We start from the raw sequence: 16,271 nt of genomic DNA, 5'->3' as shown, positions 1-16,271 counted from the left end.
TTAACCCTTTCGATACGCCTGCGCGTCCATGGTGAGTCTACCACGAACAGGGGTGGCCCGATGGCAAGCAGTCTCAAGAGCGCGACGTTTCTTCTGGAAAGCCGAATGCGTGACGCAGCGTGCGGCAATCCGAACGCCTATTACGATCTCGGAATCGTCTATTCGTCGGGGGCCGAAGGCATCGACGTCGACCTGATCGAGGCGCACAAATGGTTCAACCTCGCCGCGATCGCCGGCAACACCCGCGCGCAGGAATGCCGCGCCGAGATCGCCGACGAAATGTCCGCCCGCGAGATCGTCGAGGCGCAGAAGGCCGCACGGGCTTGGTTGCAGGTGGCTAGCGGACGGATGGCGGCGTAAGTCGAGGCGAGGAGCGTCGGCGCAGCGACGGCTCCGATCCGCGTAGCGGACGTCGACGACCGGACGGCGGGCGCGGCCTTACGAACACACCGTTCGCACTGAGCTTGTCGAAGTGCTGCCCTCCTTCCTACCGGATCGAGCGCGGCACAAAGGAAGGGCAGGGCTTCGACAAGCTCAGCCCGAACGGAGTGAGGTTCAGCCTTCCGCCGCCACCTTCTTCTTCGCCGCCACCTTCTTCACCGCTGCCTTCTTCGCGGGCGCCTTCTTCGCCGCAGCCTTCTTCGGCGCCGCCTTCTTCTTACCCTTTTTCGCCGGAGCCGCCGCCGCGCGTGCGTCGATCAGCAGCGCGGCTTCCTCCAGCGTCAGCGCGTCCTGCGCCACCGACTTCGGCAGCGTCGCGTTCGTCTCGCCGTCGGTGACATAGGCGCCGTAACGACCCTCCATCAGCTTGATCTCGGCCTCGGTGCGCGGATGCTTGCCGAGTATCTTCAACGGCTCACGCGCTGCGCCGCGCGCCGGGCGCCCGCCGCCCGCCGCCGCTTCGGCCAGCTTCACTACGGCAGCGTTCATGCCTGTTTCGAACACGTCGGCGGTCGAGGTCAGCCGCGCATATTTGCCGTCGTGCGCAAGATAGGGGCCGTAGCGGCCGATCGACGCGGTGATCGGCTTGCCCGACTCGGGATGCATGCCGATCTCGCGCGGCAGGCTCAGCAGCTTCAGCGCCCAGTCGAGGTCGAGTTCGCCGATGTCCTTCGGGATCGACGCGCGCTTCGCCTCCTTGCCCTCGCCCAGCTGGATGTACGGGCCGAAGCGTCCCGATTTGCGCTCGACCGGCAGGCCGGTAGCGGGATCCTCGCCGAGCTTCTCCGGGCCGCTATCCTCACCGTCCGCACCGCCGCCCGGCTGGGCAAAGCGGCGCGTGAACTTGCAGTCGGGGTAGTTGGAGCAGGCGACGAACGCCCCATAGCGCCCGCCGCGCAGGGACAGCCGGCCCTCGCCGCAGTTCGGGCACAGCCGCGGATCGCTACCGTCTTCCTTCGGCGGGAACAGATAGTCGGACAGGAATTCGTCGAGCGCGGCGGTGACCTCGCTCGGCTGGCGTTCCTTCACCTCGTCGGTGCGCGGCTTGAAATCGCGCCAGAACGCGTCGAGCACGGCCTGCCATTCGGCGCGTCCGCCCGAGACCTCATCGAGCTCGTTTTCCAGCCCCGCAGTAAAGTCGTAACTGACGTATTTCTCGAAGAAGCGCTCGAGGAAGGCGGTCAGCAGCCGCCCACTCTCCTCGGCGTGGAAGCGGTTCTTCTCCAGCCGGACGTAGCCGCGGTCCTTCAGCACATCGATGATCGAGGCGTAGGTCGACGGACGCCCGATGCCCAGTTCCTCGAGCCGCTTGATGAGCGACGCGTCGGAGAAGCGGGGCGGCGGCTGGGTGAAATGCTGTTCGGCCTTCACCCCGGTCTTCGCCGGCGAATCGCCCGATTTCAGCTGCGGCAGGCGGCGCGAATCATCGTCGTCCTCGGTGCCAGCGGCGGCACCGCGATCGTCGCGGCCCTCCTCGTACAGCGCCAGATAGCCCGGGAAGATCACGACCTGGCCGGTGGCGCGCAGCACCGCCTTGCCGGTGCCGTCCTCCAGCGTGATCGCGGTCCGCTCCATCCGCGCCGCCGACATCTGGCTGGCCAGTGCGCGCTTCCAGATAAGGTCGTACAGTCGCGCATGGTCGCCGCCGCCGACACGGTCCTTGCCGAAATCGGTCGGGCGGATCGCCTCGTGCGCTTCCTGCGCGTTCTTCGCCTTGGTCTGGTACTGGCGCGGCTTGTCGGGGACGTAGCCGCCGTCGTAGCGCTCGATCACCGCCTTGCGCGCGGCATCGATGGCGCTGCCGTCCATCTGCACGCCGTCGGTTCGCATATAGGTGATCGCGCCGTCCTCGTAGAGTCCCTGCGCGATCCGCATCGTGTGGCTGGCCGAGAAGCCGAGCTTGCGCGCGGCCTCCTGCTGCAGGGTCGAGGTAGTGAAGGGCGGCGGCGGGTTGCGCGTCGCCGGCTTCGTCTCGACGGTGCTGACAGTGAAGCGCCCGGCCTCGACATCGGCCTTGGCGCGGGTCGCGCTGCCCTCGTCGCCGATCGACAGGCGGTCGAGCTTCTTACCCTCCCACTGCGTCAGTCGCGCGGTGAAGGGGGTGCCGTCCTGCTCGAAGCTCGCCTCGACCGACCAATATTCCTGCGCGCGGAAGCTTTCGATCTCGCGCTCGCGTTCCACCACGAGCCGCAGCGCGACCGACTGCACGCGGCCAGCCGACTTGGCGCCGGGCAGCTTGCGCCAGAGGATGGGGGACAGGGTGAAGCCGACCAGATAATCGAGTGCCCGGCGGGCGCGATAGGCGTCGATCAGGTCTGTATCGAGCTGCCGCGGCGCCTTCATCGCGGCGAGGATCGCGGGCTTGGTGATCGCGTTGAAGGTGACGCGCTCGACCTCGGCGGGCAGCGCCTTGCGGCCCCGCAGTACCTCCTGCACGTGCCAGCTGATCGCCTCGCCCTCGCGGTCGGGATCGGTGGCGAGGATCAGGCGGTCGGCGGTCTTGGCCGCATCGGTGATCGCCTTGAGCTGGCGCGCCTTGTCGCCGTAATTCTCCCACTCCATCGCGAACCCGTCGTCCGGATCGACCGAGCCGTCCTTCGCGGGCAGGTCGCGGACGTGACCGTAGGAGGCCAGGACATGATAGTCCCCGCCCAGGTACTTTTCGATGGTCTTGGCCTTGGCAGGCGATTCTACGATGACGAGTTGCATGATTGCCTAGCTAGGAAGCCTTGTGTGTACGCGCGAGGGTGGCGGGGTCGATTGACCTGCGTCAAGCTTCCGATTCTCAGGAGGTGAAACTCGCCTTCAGTCCGTCGATCACGAATTGCGCGGCCAGCGCCGCCAGCAGCACGCCGAGCAGGCGGGTGATGACCGCCTCGATCTTCGCGCCCAGCACCCGCATGATCGGCCCGGCCGCCAGCAGCGCCAGTAGCGTCAGCGCGAGGATGGTCAGCATCGCGCCCAGCACGACGAGCGATGCCGACAGGCCGCTGGTGCGCGACATCATCAGCATGACGCTGGCGATCGATCCGGGACCGGCGATCATCGGCATCGCCATCGGGAAGATCGAGACGTCCTCGACTTCGGGCGTTTCCTTGATCTTCTCGGCGCGTTCCTCGCGGCGTTGGGTGCGGCGTTCGAACACCATGTCCATCGCGATGACGAAGAGCATGATGCCGCCCGCGATCCGAAAGGCGTCGAGCCCGATGCCGAGCGCGTGCAGCAAACCTTCGCCGAACAGCGCGAAGACCAGCAGGATCGCGGTCGCGACGCCGACCGCGCGGACCGCCATCGCCCGCGTGTGCGCCGCCGACGCGCCCGCGGTCAGCCCGGCATAGATGGGCGCGCAGCCGGGTGGATCGATCACCACGAAGAAGGTGATGAGCGCGGAGATATACAGTTCGAGCATCTCAGATCGCATCCGCCGACAGGGTGATGCCGGCGTTGCGATGCGCGGCGACGACCGTGTTGCGCAGCAGGCAGGCGATGGTCATCGGCCCGACGCCGCCCGGCACCGGCGTGATCGCGCCAGCGACCGAAACGGCGCCGGCGAAATCGACGTCGCCGACCAGCCCGCTCTCCGTCCGGTTAATGCCGACGTCGATGACCGTCGCACCGGGCTTCAGCCACTCGCCCTTTACAAAACCTGCGATGCCGACCGCCGCGACGACGATGTCGGCGCGCCCGACATGCCCGGCTAGGTCGCGCGTCCGCGAATGCGCGAGCGTCACCGTCGCCGACGCCTTCGTCAACAGCGCCGCCATCGGCTTGCCGACGATATTCGACCGGCCAATCACCACCGCCTCCTTGCCCGACAGGTCGCCGAGTTCGGCGGTCAGCAGCTTCAGGCAGCCGAGCGGCGTGCAGGGTACGAACCCGTCAAGCCCTGTCGCCAGCCGTCCCGCATTGACCGGGTGAAAGCCATCGACATCCTTGTCCGGATCGATCCGCACCAGCACGACGTCCTCGCGGATGTGCTTCGGAAGCGGCAGCTGGACGAGGATGCCGTCGACGCGATCGTCGGCGTTCAGCGTATCGACCAGCGCCAGCAACTCGGCCTCGGTCGTCTCGGCGGGCAGGCGATGCTCGAAGCTCTCCATGCCCGCCGCGCGCGTCGCCTTGCCCTTGGACCCGACATAGACGGCGGACGCGGGATCGTCGCCGATCAGGACGACGGCTAGCCCCGCCTTGCGCCCGGCGGTGGCTTCGAAGGCCGCGGCGATTTCGCCGACCTGCTCACGCAACCGCGCGGCGGCGGCCTTACCATCGATGATCTTCGCGCTCACAACCTACCCCGTTCGTGCTGAGCTTGTCGGGGGCCATTAGGTGGGCAGGCGGCAATACGCCACCCTACACCGGATAAACGGGCTGCATCAGCGAGGGGATGACGATGTTCATCAGGATGTAAAGGATCAGCAGCACGACCATCGGCGACAGGTCGAGCGCGCCGAAGTCGGGCATGATGCGGCGGATCGGGCGGTACAGCGGCTCCGTCATCTGACCGAGCGCGTTCCAGACGTTGCGGACGGGGTCGTTCTGCGTGTTGATGACGTTGAAGGCGATCAGCCACGACAGGATCGCCTGCACGACGATGATCCACCACACGACGGTCAGCAGCAACTGGATGATCTGGAGAATGGCGTTCACGTGACTTCGACCTCGGGGGAGTGTGTTGCGTCTATATAGCGCGTGGTCAGCGCCGTACCAGCGTACCGATGCCGCGTTCGGTGAAGATCTCCAGCAGCATGCCGTGCGGAATGCGCCCGTCGAGAATGACGGCAGCGTCCACGCCGCGCTGCACCGCCTGTACGCAGGTCTCCAGCTTCGGGATCATGCCGCCCGTGATCGTGCCGTCGGCGCGCAGCGCCTCGACCGCCGCCGGGGTCAGGTCGCTCAGCAGGTTCTTCTGCTTGTCGAGCACGCCCGGCACGTCGGTCAGCAGGAAGAAGCGCGACGCGCCCGTCGCCGCCGCGATCGCGCCGGCCATCGTGTCGGCGTTGACGTTGTACGTATGACCGTCGTCGCCCAGCGCGATCGGCGCGACGACGGGGATGAACCCCTCGCGCGACAGCGTCTCGAGGATGCCGGGGCGCACCGCCGCCGGCTCGCCGACGAAGCCCAGGTCGACGTGCCGCTCGATCCCCTGCAGCGGATCGGCTTCGCGCCCCGTCACCCGCTCGGCGCGGACCAGCCCGGCGTCCTTGCCCGAAATGCCGACCGCCTTGCCGCCAGCCGCCGCGATCCAGCTAACGATTTCCTTGTTGATCGATCCGGCCAGGACCATCTCGGCGATCTTCGCGGTTTCCGCATCGGTGATGCGCAGGCCGTCATGGAAGCGCGACTCGACGCCCAGCCGCTTCAGCATCGCGCCGATCTGCGGCCCCCCGCCGTGGACGACGACGACGTTGATGCCCACCATCTTCAACAGCACGACGTCCTCGGCGAAGTCGCGCGCCAGCTCGACGTCGCCCATCGCGTGGCCGCCGTATTTCACGACGAAGGTCTTGCCGGCATAGCGCTGCAGATACGGCAGCGCTTCCGTCAGCGTCTCCGCCTTGGCGAGGGTGGCCGGATCGGGCGCGTGATCGGGGAAGTCTGTCATCGTCGGCGCGATTACGCGCGCGCGACCGTGCCGTCCAGTTTGCGACCCATTGCCACGAACAGGTAGATCAGCGGCGGCACCAGCAGCGCCGACAGCACGACCTTCGCCAGCATCTGGCCCAGCAGCAGCTCGCCGATCGGGAACACGCCGTAGAAGGCGATGGTGACGAACAGCAACGTATCGACGATCTGGCTGAGCACGCCCGCGATCGCCGAGCGCAGCCACAGCAGCCGCGCGCCCTCGCGCCCCTTCAGCCAGGAAAAGATCGTGACGTTTAGCGTCTGCGAGATGCCATAGGCGATGATCCCGCCTAGCCAGATCCGCCACGTGCCGCCCAGCACCAGCTGGATCGCGTCGCGATTCGCCGGCTGCATCTCGGGCGAAGCGGGCAGCGCGTGGACGATCCACGACAGCACGATCGACGCGATCAGCGGCACGAAACCGATCCGCACCAGCCGGTTGGCGACCTCGCGCCCCTGGATTTCCGCCACTGCGCTCGACGTCACGACCAGCAGCAGGAAGGCGAAGATGCCCGCCTCCACCGCGAGCGGCCCCAGCGCCACCTGCTTGTTGCCGAGCACGCCGGCGATGCAGACCATGCCGCCGTAAAAGATCGAAAAGGCGAAGAGCGAGCGCGGGATCGCGTTGGGTGCAGTGTCCATCGCGCCGACGCTAGCCGAAATTTTCGGCGGTGGAAGGGGGGGATCGCCGTCCGCCGCCGCGCACAAACCCCTGTCGCGGCGCGCGAACCTCTGCCATGCTCAGGCGCTGTGGGTTCCCGGGGGACGGTTTTTTACACGTGCAGCATAATCTGATCGGTCTCGCCGGCATCGCCATCATCCTCGCGCTCGCGGTCGCGCTGTCGTCGAACCGCCGCGCGATCCGGCTGCGGGTCGTGGCGCCGGCGTTCGCGCTTCAGGCCGGCTTCGCGGTGCTGGTGCTCGCGACCAGCTGGGGCAAGAACCTGATCGCGGCAATGAGCCACGGCGTCGCCAACCTGCTCGGCTATGCGAAGGCGGGCACCGACTTCATCTTCGGGCCGCTCGCCGGGCCCACGATGGGCGCGAACAGCTTCGCGATCGCCGCGCTGCCGGTCATCATCTTCTTCGCCTCGCTGATCTCGATCCTCTACTACCTCGGCGTCATGCAGCTCATCATCAAGTGGGTGGGCGGCGCGATCCAGCTGGTGACGGGCATCACCAAGGTCGAATCGCTGGGGTCGGCGGCGAACATCTTCGTCGGCCAGTCGGAAAGCCCGCTGGTCATCCGACCCTATCTGGCGAGCCTTACGCCGCCGCAGCTGTTCACGGTGATGACGGTCGGCATGGCAGGCGTCGCCGGCACGATCCTGGGCGCCTATGCCAGCATGATCGGGGCGCAATTGCTCCCCTATCTGCTCGCCGCCAGCTTCATGTCGGCGCCGGGCGGCATCCTGATGTCGAAGATCATCATGCCCGACGTGCCCGAGCGTCAGGGCGAGCTGCCGCTGGGCGACACCGCGCTCAGCGACGCCGCGATCCACCCGGCCGAAACGCGGATAAGCGCGCAGGGCCCTGCCGCGCTGCTGCCGGAGGGCGGTCACGAACCGATCGCGGAAGCCAGCCACGACGAGGAAAAGCCCGCCAACATCATCATGGCGGCCGCACAGGGTGCGCAGACCGGCGTGAAGCTGGCGGTCGCAGTCGGCGCGATGGTGCTGGCCTTCGTTGCGCTGGTCGCGCTCGCCAACGGGCTGCTGGCCGGGATCGGCGGCTGGTTCGGCTATACCGACTGGAGCTTCCAGGCGCTGCTGGGCGTCGTCTTCAAGCCGGTGATGTTCATGCTCGGCGTGCCGTGGAACGAGGCCGGGGTGGCCGGCGGGCTGTTCGGCAGCAAGATCGTGCTGAACGAGTTCGTTGCCTTCATCGAACTCAGCAAGCTGCAGGGCGGGCTTTCGCCGGCCACGGTCGCCATCGTCACCTTCTCGCTGTGCGGCTTCGCCAATTTCTCGTCGATCGCGATCCAGATGGCGGTGACCGGCAACCTGGCGCCTAACCAGCGCCCGGTAATCGCGAAGCTGGGTATCAAGGCGCTGGTCGCCGGCAGCCTCGCGAACCTGATGTCGGCCGCGCTGGCGGGTCTCTTGATCGGCTGAGGCGGTTTCGGCCTCAGCGCCCTCCTTCCTTCTTGCCCCGCGCATCCCCATAATGGCAGCAATGCGCCCCACCCCCAGCATCGTCCGCGTCATCGACCTGGAAACCACCGGCAACGCCCCGCCCACCCATGCGGTCGTCGAGATCGGCTGGCAGGACGTAGCGCTGGGCGCGGACGGGCGGTGGGAGCTGGAGGGCGAAGGCGGGCATATGCTCGTCAATCCAGGCCGCCCGATCCCTCCGGTCACGATGGCGGTGCACCATATCCGCGACGAGGATGTCGCCGATGCACGCTGGTGGCACGATGTCGCACGGCCGATCCTCGACCCGTGGCCGCGGCGGGTCGCACTGGCGGCGCATCGCGCGAGTTTCGAGGAGCAGTTCTGCACGCCGGCGTTGACGCACGGCAACGACTGGATCTGCACGTGGAAGTGCGCGCTTCGCCTCTGGCCGGATTCGCCGGGCTTCTCGAACCAGATGCTGCGTTACTGGCGCAAGCCAGCAGGCATGGTGCATGAGCGCGGCCTGCCGGCACATCGCGCCTTCCCCGACGCCTATGTGACCGCGCACCATGTGCGCGACCAGCTGAACGAGGCGAGCGTCGCCCAGTTGATCGAGTGGTCTAAGGCGCCGGGCCTGCTGCCGCGCGTCCGCTACGGCCCCGATCGCGGCAAGGAATGGCGCGAGATCGACAACGAGGTGCTGCACGGCTTCCTGTCGGACCGCGATGTCGACATCCGCTTCACCGCCGAAACCGAACTGGCACGGCGTCGCGGCGGCGGCGAAATCGGGCGGGCGTCGGCGCAGGAGTTGCTGCTGTAGGAAGCGGTTATGCCGCCGCGACGTCATCCGCGGGTGACAGCACCCAGGCCTCGGCCTTGGCATAATCGTCGAACACGCGAGCGCCGCGGCTGCCGATCGCGCGGAGCAGTTGCGGCCGCGCGAGCGTCGGTGCGGTGACGAACGCTAGCCGCCGCGAGCGATAGCCCGGGTCCGCCAGCATCTGCTGGAACGTCTGCACCATATCCTGGGTCTGGATGGCCATGCCACGTACGTCGGTGATCGTGCAGTGCGTGTTGGGTGGGCACGTCAGCTGCGCATGCGCCGCTGCGCGCGCCGCGAGAAAGCGATCGATCGTCGAGGCGTCGAAGAATCCCGACAGGCTCATCCGGATCAGACTGCGCAGACCATCGACCTCGATGGAAAATTCAGGTGCCATGATGATGGTAATGCAACGAGATCGTTGAGGAATCGTGACCGTGCGGCCGGACCTCAGCCGACGCCCTCCAACGTCTTCTGCCGCCGGCGCTGGACGCTGCTGCCGATTCCCATGGCCTCGCGATATTTGGCCACCGTGCGCCGCGCGATGTCGAAGCCCTTGCCCTGCAAGAGGTCGACGAGCGTGTCGTCGGACAGGATCGCCTTGGGCGTTTCGGCCGCGATCAGCGCGCGGATCGCGCTCTTGACCGCCTGCGCCGACACCGCCTCGCCACCATCGGCCGCCTGGATCGCGCTGGTGAAGAAGTATTTCAGCTCGAACACGCCGCGCGCGCAGCTGAGATATTTGTTGCTGGTGACGCGGCTGACGGTGGATTCGTGCATCTCGATCGCTCCCGCCACGCGCGCCAGCGTCAGCGGGCGCAGGTGCGAGACGCCGTGGCGGAAGAAGCCGTCCTGCTGCTTCACGATCTCGGCCGCGACCTTCATGATCGTGCGCTGGCGCTGGTCGAGCGCCTTCACCAGCCAGTTGGCGCTGGCGAGGCAGTCGCTGAGCCAGGCGCGTGACGCCTTGTCCTTGCCCTGCACGCCTGAGAGCTCGGCATAGTAGCGGCGGTTGACGAGCACGCGTGGCAGGGTGGCGGCATTGATCTCGATCCCCCAGCCCGCACCGACCGCGGCGACGAACAGGTCGGGCACCACAGACGCCACCGCCTCGCCGCCATAGCGGCAGCCGGGTTTGGGGTCGTAGGCGCGCAACTCGCGGATCATGTCGGCCATGTCCTCGTCGTCGACGCGGCAAATCCGCTTCAACCGGGCAATTTCGCCGCGCGCCAGCAGGTCGAGGTTCCCGATCAGCGATGCCATGCACGGGTCGTAGCGATCGGCCTCCTTCGCCTGGATAGCGAGGCATTCGGCGAGATCGCGCGCGCCGACGCCGGTCGGATCGAAGGTCTGCACCATCGCCAGCACCGATTCGACCCGTACCAGCGGCACACCCAGCCGGTTGGCGATGTCGAGCAGCGATGCGGTCAGGTATCCGGCCTCGTCGATCTGGTCGATCAGGTGGGCGGCGACGAACATGTCGGCAGCGGCCACCACTTCCCCGGCCTGCGCGAGCAGATGGTCGGCCAGGCTGATGTCGGGATTGGCGAAGGCGTCGAGATCGGGCGCGTCCTCGCCGATACCCCCACCGCTGCCGGTGCCCGCCATGCCGAGACCGCCGTCGAGCACGCCGCCGTCGCTCGGCGAATCCTCAGAGAAGGCCGCGCCCGCATCGATATCGAGCGCGCCGTCGCCCTGCGCGGTATCGGCCTCGGCGGGCTCGACCGTCACCGGCTCGGGGCGATCGACGACGTCGGTGGCGCCGGCCTCCAGCAGCGGGTTCTTCTCGATCTCCTCGGCGATGAACCCCTCGATCTCCAGGTTCGACAGCGCCAGCAGCTTGATCGCCTGCTGCAACTGCGGCGTCATCACCAGCGATTGCGACTGGCGCAGGTCGAGGCGTGGCGCGAGGCTCATGGCGGTTAGAGCGAGAAGCCCTCGCCCAGATACAGGCGGCGGACGTTCTCGTCGGCGACCAGCGCCTCCGGGCTGCCGGTGAAGAGCACGCGGCCGTCGTAGATGATGTAGGCGCGGTCGACGATGTCGAGCGTTTCGCGCACATTGTGGTCGGTGATGAGCACGCCGATACCGCGCGTCTTCAATGTCTTCACCAGATCGCGGATGTCGGCGATCGACAGCGGATCGATGCCGGCGAACGGCTCGTCGAGCAGCATGATCTTGGGGTCGGCGGCCAGCGCGCGGGCGATCTCGGCCCGGCGACGCTCGCCGCCCGACAGCGCCATCGCCGGCGCGTCGCGCAGCCGCGTCAGGCCGAATTCATCGAGCAGCCGGTCGAGCTTCGCCGTCCGCGCCGCCTTGTCGGGTTCGGCGAGTTCGAGCACGGCGAGGATATTCTTCTCGACCGACAGACCGCGGAAGATCGACGTCTCCTGCGGAAGGTAGCCGAGGCCCAGGATCGCGCGGCGGTACATCGGCAGCGACGTGATATCCTCGCCGTCCAGCATGATCCGGCCGGCGTCGGGCTTCACCAGCCCCATCACCGAATAGAAGCTGGTCGTCTTGCCCGCGCCATTGGGGCCGAGCAGTCCGACGACCTCGCCATGCCCGATCGTGAACGACACATCGGACAGGACCACGCGCTTGTCATAGGCCTTCGCGATCGAAACGACGGCCAGCCCGTCGCGGGTGGTGACCGGCACGACGGGTGCGGCCTCCAGCGGAGCGGGATCGAGGGTGGCGGTATCGGTCATGCTGCGGCCTTCACTTGCGCCCGTCATGGTTACCGGATGGTTACCGTAACGGCATCTGGCAGGATTCATGCATGATAGCGGCGTTGCCGCAAGCCGCAAAGCGGCGAACGGCCGGTTTTTACGGTGTCAGTCGCCGTGCCGGCATCGATACTCAACCGATATGTTGAGCGTGAATGTTGAGACGAAAACACGTGCGATTCCTCTCGTAAAACGGGCTTGAAGCTCAACCGGTCGGTTGAGCTTTGTTGGCGCTGTTTCGGAGGTAGCGGGCGGAAGCCATGTAGGACAGGCAGTCTGCGTACTGGCGATCGTTCCGGCGACCGGATGGGACCTGCCGCGTGCTCCCGCGCAGGCGGAGCCCCAGAGTTCCAGAGGGACGACGCTTTTGGCCCTGGGCTCCCGCCTGCGCGGAAGCACGGGCCCGCCTCAGTTCCGGTTCGGCACCGAGAAGCGCCCCGTCACCCGCCCGCCGCTGCGCGTCACCGTGCTGCCGTCCGGCGCCGCCACCGTGCCACCGGCGGCCGAGCCGTCGATCGTCGCGCGGCCGGTGTCGAGATTGATCGTCATCCGTCCGCCGTTCACGACGTTCGTCCCCTGCGTCAGTGACACGCCGCCCAGCATCGTGATGATGCGGCGGTTGAGGTCGTAGACGGCATATTGCGACCGCGCACGCTGGTCCGGCCGGGTCACGGTGACGCCGCCCGACGCGTCGAGGCGCGAGACCTGCGGCGATCCGTCGACGACCTGCCCGGTATAGGCGACGGTCATGCGCGCCGCCGCCAGCGTCATCTCCGCCTGCCGCACGGTGACGTTGCCCGACAGGACGGCGCGATTCGCCTTGTCCTGCAGTTCGATATAGCCGGCGCTGAAATCGATCGGCGCGTTGGTGTTGTGGCGCGTCTGCGCGACCGCGGGCACCGCGGCCAGCAGCGCGATGGGTAGCAGGACAGGAATCGCGCGGCAGATCACGGCGCTCTCTTCGCGCGGGCGGGCACGATCCGCAAGCGGGCATTTCCGGTGAGGCGCACGGTGCGCTGCTCCAGATCGGCGTTCAGCCGGTCGCCCGAGAAGGTTCCCATCGGCGTCGTGCCCGATACCGCCCCGCCGCTGGCAAGCGTGCGCGTCTTCAGGTCGACGACGGCGTCGCGGGTGCCGAGCACATAGTCGTTGGGCGCAGTGAAGCGGATCGGGCCGTCGATCGCGACCTTGTCCGCCGCCATGTCGTAACGGCCGCTGTTCGCGCGAAGCTCCGCCGGGCCGTCGGGCATCTGGAGCTGCGCGTCGAGATCCTTCATCCGCACGACCGGCTCGGCCGAGCTCTTCTGCACCGCGCTGCCCGCAGTCAGGCTGAAGGCGCGACCGCGGTCGTCGGCACCCTGATAGCGCGCCGACTCGATCTTCAGCCGCTCGCCGGCGACATCGACCTTGTTCTTGTCGAGCAGGAAGCTGGTCTCGCCCCCCGCAAACAGCGGCGCGGTGACGAGGAAGGCGGCGAGCACGCCGATGCCGCTGGGCAGCGCGACCTGCAGGATCGCGATCAGCCGGTCGTGGCTGCTGCCCGGCGCCGCCCAGATCTGGCGGCGGGTGCGCTCGAGGTTCGCCTCCTCGCTCATCAGGCGTGGGCGAAGATGTCGGTTTCGGGCCAGCCGGCGATGTCGAGGGCGGCGCGATGCGGCAGGAAGTCGAAGCAGGCCTGCGCCAGCTCGGTCCGCCCCTCGCGCGCCAGCCGCCGGTCGAGTTCGGCGCGCAGCCGGTGCAGATAGCGCACGTCGGACGCCGCATATTCCTTCTGCGCGTCGGACAGTTCGGGGCTGCCCCAGTCGGACGACTGCTGCGCCTTCGAAAGCTCCTGCCCGAGCAGTTCGCGCACCAGTTCCTTCAGCCCGTGGCGGTCGGTGTAGGTGCGGATCAGGCGCGAGGCGATCTTCGTGCAATAGACCGGCGCGGCGACGATGCCGAGGTAGTATTGCAGCGCGGCGATGTCGAAACGGCCGAAGTGATACAGCTTCGTGCGGGCCGGATCGGCCAGCAGCGCCTTCAGATTGGGCGCGGCATAATCGCTGCCGGCGGCGAAGCGGACGAGATGCTCGTCTGGGCCGCCGTCCGACAGTTGGACCACGCACAGCCGGTCGCGCGGGGTGAGCAGGCCCATCGTCTCGGTATCGACGGCGATCGCGGCGCCGGGCGCGAACAGGCCGGCGGGGATGTCTTCTTCGTGCAGATGGACGGTCATGGCCCGGCACATAGGCGGGGACGGCTGAACCGACAACAACGCGCGGCGCCGAAATGTTACGCCACCCGCTTCACGCTCGCCGGCCGGCCGGGGCGCCTGTGCGCGTCCGACGACGATCAAATCGTCACGCAGCCACCTTCCGCGCCTTACGACGCCGCGCGAAGATGTTTAGCGTCTCGACTCCGGCCGAAAACGCCATCGCGGTGTAGATATACCCCTTGGGCACATGCGCGCCGAAGCCCTCGGCGATCAGCACCATGCCGATCATCAGCAGGAAGCCGAGTGCAAGCATCACCACGGTCGGGTTGCGGCCGATGAAGTTGGCGAGCGGATCGGCGGCGATCAGCATCGTCACCACCGCGACGATGACGGCGATGTACATGATGACGATCTCTTCCGTCATGCCGACCGCGGTCAGGATCGAATCGATCGAGAACACCATGTCGAGCAGCAGGATCTGCACGATCGCCGCGCCGAAGGTGATGCCGGCCTTCGCCGCGACGCCGCCCGCATCGCTCCCCGCTTCGCCCCCCGCTTCACCTTTGTCGAGCAAGTCGCCGCTGTCGTCGTGGTCGATCGTATGGTGGATTTCCTTCGTCGCCTTCCACATCAGGAACAGGCCGCCGACGATCAGGATGATGTCGCGCCACGAAAAGGCGGTGTCGTAAAGGACGTTGCCGGACGCATCACGCGCGCTCAGCCCCAGGTCGAACACCGGCGCGGTCAGGCCGACGATCCACGCGATCATCGACAGCAGCACGAGGCGCATGACGAGCGCCAGGCCGATGCCGATCCGCCGCGCCTTCTGCTGCTGCCCCGCCGGCAGCTTGTTCGACAGGATCGAGATGAAGATGAGATTGTCGATGCCAAGCACCACCTCCATCACGATCAGCGTGACGAGCGCGGCCCAGGCGGAAGGATCGGCGGCGAGGGTGGCGATACTGTCCATGGCGCCGATCTGTGCCGAAAGCGCCACAGCGGCGCAAGGATCGGTGCGAACCGTGCCACATTTATGTCGAAATCGTTCGCCGCGCAGTTGTTTTTAAGGTAAGCCTGTGAGTCCATAGTACGCATACGTGCGTGCGAAGACCTGCGCCAGTCGTCCGGCGCGTCGGTCTCAGACGACAATGGACGGCCCGGGAAGACGAACAGGGTTATGAGTTTTGACAAGGGACGCCGCGGCGAGCGCGGTGGGCGTGGGCGCGACAAGCGTGACGGTTTCGGCGGCGATGAAGGCGGCGGCTTCGGCGGCGGCGGCTTCGGCGGTGGTGATCGTGGCGGCTTCGGCGGTGGCGGCTTTGGCGGCGGCGGCAACTACGGCGGCGGCGGTGGTGGCTTCGGTGGCGGCGGCTTCGGCGGCGGCGATCGTGGCGGCTTCGGCGGCGGCGGCGGCGGTTTCCGTGGCGGCGGCGGCGGTGGCGGCTTCGGTGGTGGTGGCGGCGGCGGTGGCCGCGGCATGCCCCCGCAGGTCGTCGGCGAAGGCACCGGCGTGGTCAAGTTCTTCAACGGGCAGAAGGGCTTCGGCTTCGTCGTGCGCGATGACGGCGGCGAGGACGTGTTCGTTCACATCAGCGCGGTCGAGCAGGCCGGCCTGAGCGGTCTGGCCGAGGGCCAGCCGCTCGGCTTCACCCTCGTCGATCGCGGCGGCCGCATCTCGGCGACCGACCTGAAGATCGAAGGCGAGCCGATGCCGGTGACCGATCGCGCGCCTCCGCGCGAGGATCGCGGCGACCGCGGTGGTGATCGCGGCGGCTTCGGCGGCGGCGCGGGCGGTGGTGCACCCCAGCGCCAGCTGACCGGCGAGAAGGCGACCGGCACGGTCAAGTTCTTCAACGCGATGAAGGGCTTCGGCTTCATCCAGCGCGACGACGGACAGCCCGATGCGTTCGTCCACATCTCGGCCGTCGAGCGCGCCGGCATGCCGACGCTGAACGAGGGCGACCGCCTGTCGTTCGAACTGGAAGTCGATCGTCGCGGCAAGCATGCCGCGGTGAACCTGGCGCCGAACCAGTAAGATCGTCCGCCCGGTCCGCCGGGTGACACGAACCGGATACGGGCGGTGCCGCACGCGGCGCCGCCCGTTTTCGTTTTTTGTGAGGGCGCCGTCCGGGTGGCCGCCTGCTGCCCAGGGTCGAGCGCTGTTGAGAGCTCAGCTTTCCTCGGCGGAGGCCGGGGTTTAGTTGCGGGAGGCTTGCAAGGGTACGGACATCGCTTGCAGCTGGGCCCCGGCCTTCGCCGGGGAACCCGTGATGATGCGGGAAAGGCGGTGTGAATTAGCCTCCGCCGTGTTCTCGCGCAGGCGGGAACCCAGCGTTACGCGGACCCACAGC

At 67.6% G+C, this 16,271-nt stretch carries 17 protein-coding genes; 4 read left to right on the top strand and 13 right to left on the bottom strand.

Annotated features, from left to right (window positions below):
* The first annotated feature begins 60 nt into the window (after nt 1-60).
* Nucleotides 61-360, top strand: coding sequence for a hypothetical protein (locus ACX40P_RS03955; protein WP_459124974.1), 300 nt, complete (start codon nt 61-63; stop codon nt 358-360).
* Between the two features lie 195 nt (nt 361-555).
* Here ACX40P_RS03955 and topA read toward each other — a convergent pair whose 3' ends face one another.
* From topA to ACX40P_RS03925, 6 genes are all read right to left on the bottom strand, one after another.
* On the bottom strand, nt 556-3,150 hold the full coding sequence (gene topA, locus ACX40P_RS03950; RefSeq protein ID WP_459124973.1) for a type I DNA topoisomerase: 2,595 nt from the start codon (nt 3,148-3,150) through the stop codon (nt 556-558).
* Nucleotides 3,151-3,226: 76 nt separating this feature from the next.
* Nucleotides 3,227-3,850: a MarC family protein gene (locus ACX40P_RS03945; protein ID WP_459124972.1), complete on the bottom strand. Its 624-nt coding sequence runs from the start codon at nt 3,848-3,850 to the stop codon at nt 3,227-3,229.
* 1 nt (nt 3,851) lies between these two features.
* The gene (gene folD, locus ACX40P_RS03940; protein ID WP_459124971.1) at nt 3,852-4,727 is read right to left on the bottom strand and encodes a bifunctional methylenetetrahydrofolate dehydrogenase/methenyltetrahydrofolate cyclohydrolase FolD; all 876 of its coding nucleotides are present in this window, start codon (nt 4,725-4,727) and stop codon (nt 3,852-3,854) included.
* Between the two features lie 64 nt (nt 4,728-4,791).
* On the bottom strand, nt 4,792-5,088 hold the full coding sequence (locus ACX40P_RS03935) for a YggT family protein (RefSeq protein WP_459124970.1): 297 nt from the start codon (nt 5,086-5,088) through the stop codon (nt 4,792-4,794).
* A gap of 46 nt (nt 5,089-5,134) precedes the next feature.
* The gene (gene argB / locus ACX40P_RS03930; protein ID WP_459124969.1) at nt 5,135-6,043 is read right to left on the bottom strand and encodes an acetylglutamate kinase; all 909 of its coding nucleotides are present in this window, start codon (nt 6,041-6,043) and stop codon (nt 5,135-5,137) included.
* 11 nt (nt 6,044-6,054) lie between these two features.
* Nucleotides 6,055-6,705 carry a queuosine precursor transporter gene (locus ACX40P_RS03925; RefSeq protein WP_459124968.1) on the bottom strand — a complete coding sequence of 217 codons (651 nt, stop codon included), beginning with the start codon at nt 6,703-6,705 and terminating at the stop codon, nt 6,055-6,057.
* A gap of 137 nt (nt 6,706-6,842) precedes the next feature.
* Between ACX40P_RS03925 and ACX40P_RS03920 the strand changes: the two genes are divergently transcribed.
* Together ACX40P_RS03920 and ACX40P_RS03915 are read left to right on the top strand one after the other, a co-directional pair.
* The gene (locus tag ACX40P_RS03920) at nt 6,843-8,177 is read left to right on the top strand and encodes a NupC/NupG family nucleoside CNT transporter (RefSeq protein WP_459124967.1); all 1,335 of its coding nucleotides are present in this window, start codon (nt 6,843-6,845) and stop codon (nt 8,175-8,177) included.
* A 61-nt stretch (nt 8,178-8,238) separates the two neighbouring features.
* Nucleotides 8,239-8,997, top strand: a complete 759-nt coding sequence (locus ACX40P_RS03915; protein WP_459124966.1) for a 3'-5' exonuclease — start codon at nt 8,239-8,241, stop codon at nt 8,995-8,997.
* 7 nt (nt 8,998-9,004) lie between these two features.
* Here the strand turns inward: ACX40P_RS03915 and ACX40P_RS03910 are convergent, their stop codons facing one another.
* From ACX40P_RS03910 to ACX40P_RS03880, 7 genes are all read right to left on the bottom strand, one after another.
* Entirely contained in the window at nt 9,005-9,394 is a 390-nt protein-coding gene (locus ACX40P_RS03910) for a hypothetical protein (RefSeq protein ID WP_459124965.1), read from the bottom strand.
* Nucleotides 9,395-9,447: 53 nt separating this feature from the next.
* Nucleotides 9,448-10,914, bottom strand: a complete 1,467-nt coding sequence (gene rpoN / locus ACX40P_RS03905) for an RNA polymerase factor sigma-54 (RefSeq protein WP_459124964.1) — start codon at nt 10,912-10,914, stop codon at nt 9,448-9,450.
* Nucleotides 10,915-10,919: 5 nt separating this feature from the next.
* Complete coding sequence (gene lptB, locus ACX40P_RS03900; RefSeq protein WP_459124963.1) at nt 10,920-11,708, bottom strand: LPS export ABC transporter ATP-binding protein; 789 nt, start codon at nt 11,706-11,708, stop codon at nt 10,920-10,922.
* A 426-nt stretch (nt 11,709-12,134) separates the two neighbouring features.
* Entirely contained in the window at nt 12,135-12,677 is a 543-nt protein-coding gene (locus tag ACX40P_RS03895; RefSeq protein ID WP_459124962.1) for an LptA/OstA family protein, read from the bottom strand.
* Nucleotides 12,674-13,321 (bottom strand): LPS export ABC transporter periplasmic protein LptC, encoded by a 648-nt coding sequence (gene lptC, locus ACX40P_RS03890; RefSeq protein WP_459124961.1) that lies wholly within the window; start codon nt 13,319-13,321, stop codon nt 12,674-12,676. Before lptC ends, ACX40P_RS03895 begins: the two co-directional genes overlap by 4 nt.
* A complete protein-coding gene (locus ACX40P_RS03885) occupies nt 13,321-13,941 on the bottom strand; it encodes a ribonuclease D (protein ID WP_459124960.1) in 621 nt (206 codons plus the stop codon). Before ACX40P_RS03885 ends, lptC begins: the two co-directional genes overlap by 1 nt.
* Nucleotides 13,942-14,065: 124 nt before the next feature.
* Nucleotides 14,066-14,890, bottom strand: a complete 825-nt coding sequence (locus ACX40P_RS03880) for a TerC family protein (protein ID WP_459124959.1) — start codon at nt 14,888-14,890, stop codon at nt 14,066-14,068.
* A gap of 207 nt (nt 14,891-15,097) precedes the next feature.
* On the opposite strand from ACX40P_RS03880, the gene ACX40P_RS03875 reads away from it, so the two are divergent.
* Nucleotides 15,098-15,955, top strand: a complete 858-nt coding sequence (locus ACX40P_RS03875) for a cold-shock protein (RefSeq protein ID WP_459124958.1) — start codon at nt 15,098-15,100, stop codon at nt 15,953-15,955.
* Nucleotides 15,956-16,271 lie beyond the last annotated feature (316 nt).

This window comes from Sphingomonas sp. RS2018 (assembly GCF_054489605.1).
Note: the sequence above shows the minus strand (reverse complement) of the source record. Positions and strands in the feature narration are given on the sequence as shown.

Excerpts from the sequence above, each read along its gene's own strand:
- ACX40P_RS03955 (WP_459124974.1), top strand. The coding sequence starts at position 61 with ATGGCAAGCAGTCTCAAGAGCGCGACGTTTCTTCTGGAAAGCCGAATG.
- topA (WP_459124973.1), bottom strand. The coding sequence starts at position 3,150 with ATGCAACTCGTCATCGTAGAATCGCCTGCCAAGGCCAAGACCATCGAA.
- ACX40P_RS03945 (WP_459124972.1), bottom strand. The coding sequence starts at position 3,850 with ATGCTCGAACTGTATATCTCCGCGCTCATCACCTTCTTCGTGGTGATC.
- argB (WP_459124969.1), bottom strand. The coding sequence starts at position 6,043 with ATGACAGACTTCCCCGATCACGCGCCCGATCCGGCCACCCTCGCCAAG.
- ACX40P_RS03925 (WP_459124968.1), bottom strand. The coding sequence starts at position 6,705 with ATGGACACTGCACCCAACGCGATCCCGCGCTCGCTCTTCGCCTTTTCG.
- ACX40P_RS03915 (WP_459124966.1), top strand. The coding sequence starts at position 8,239 with ATGCGCCCCACCCCCAGCATCGTCCGCGTCATCGACCTGGAAACCACC.
- ACX40P_RS03910 (WP_459124965.1), bottom strand. The coding sequence starts at position 9,394 with ATGGCACCTGAATTTTCCATCGAGGTCGATGGTCTGCGCAGTCTGATC.
- rpoN (WP_459124964.1), bottom strand. The coding sequence starts at position 10,914 with ATGAGCCTCGCGCCACGCCTCGACCTGCGCCAGTCGCAATCGCTGGTG.
- lptB (WP_459124963.1), bottom strand. The coding sequence starts at position 11,708 with ATGACCGATACCGCCACCCTCGATCCCGCTCCGCTGGAGGCCGCACCC.
- lptC (WP_459124961.1), bottom strand. The coding sequence starts at position 13,321 with ATGAGCGAGGAGGCGAACCTCGAGCGCACCCGCCGCCAGATCTGGGCG.
- ACX40P_RS03885 (WP_459124960.1), bottom strand. The coding sequence starts at position 13,941 with ATGACCGTCCATCTGCACGAAGAAGACATCCCCGCCGGCCTGTTCGCG.
- ACX40P_RS03880 (WP_459124959.1), bottom strand. The coding sequence starts at position 14,890 with ATGGACAGTATCGCCACCCTCGCCGCCGATCCTTCCGCCTGGGCCGCG.
- ACX40P_RS03875 (WP_459124958.1), top strand. The coding sequence starts at position 15,098 with ATGAGTTTTGACAAGGGACGCCGCGGCGAGCGCGGTGGGCGTGGGCGC.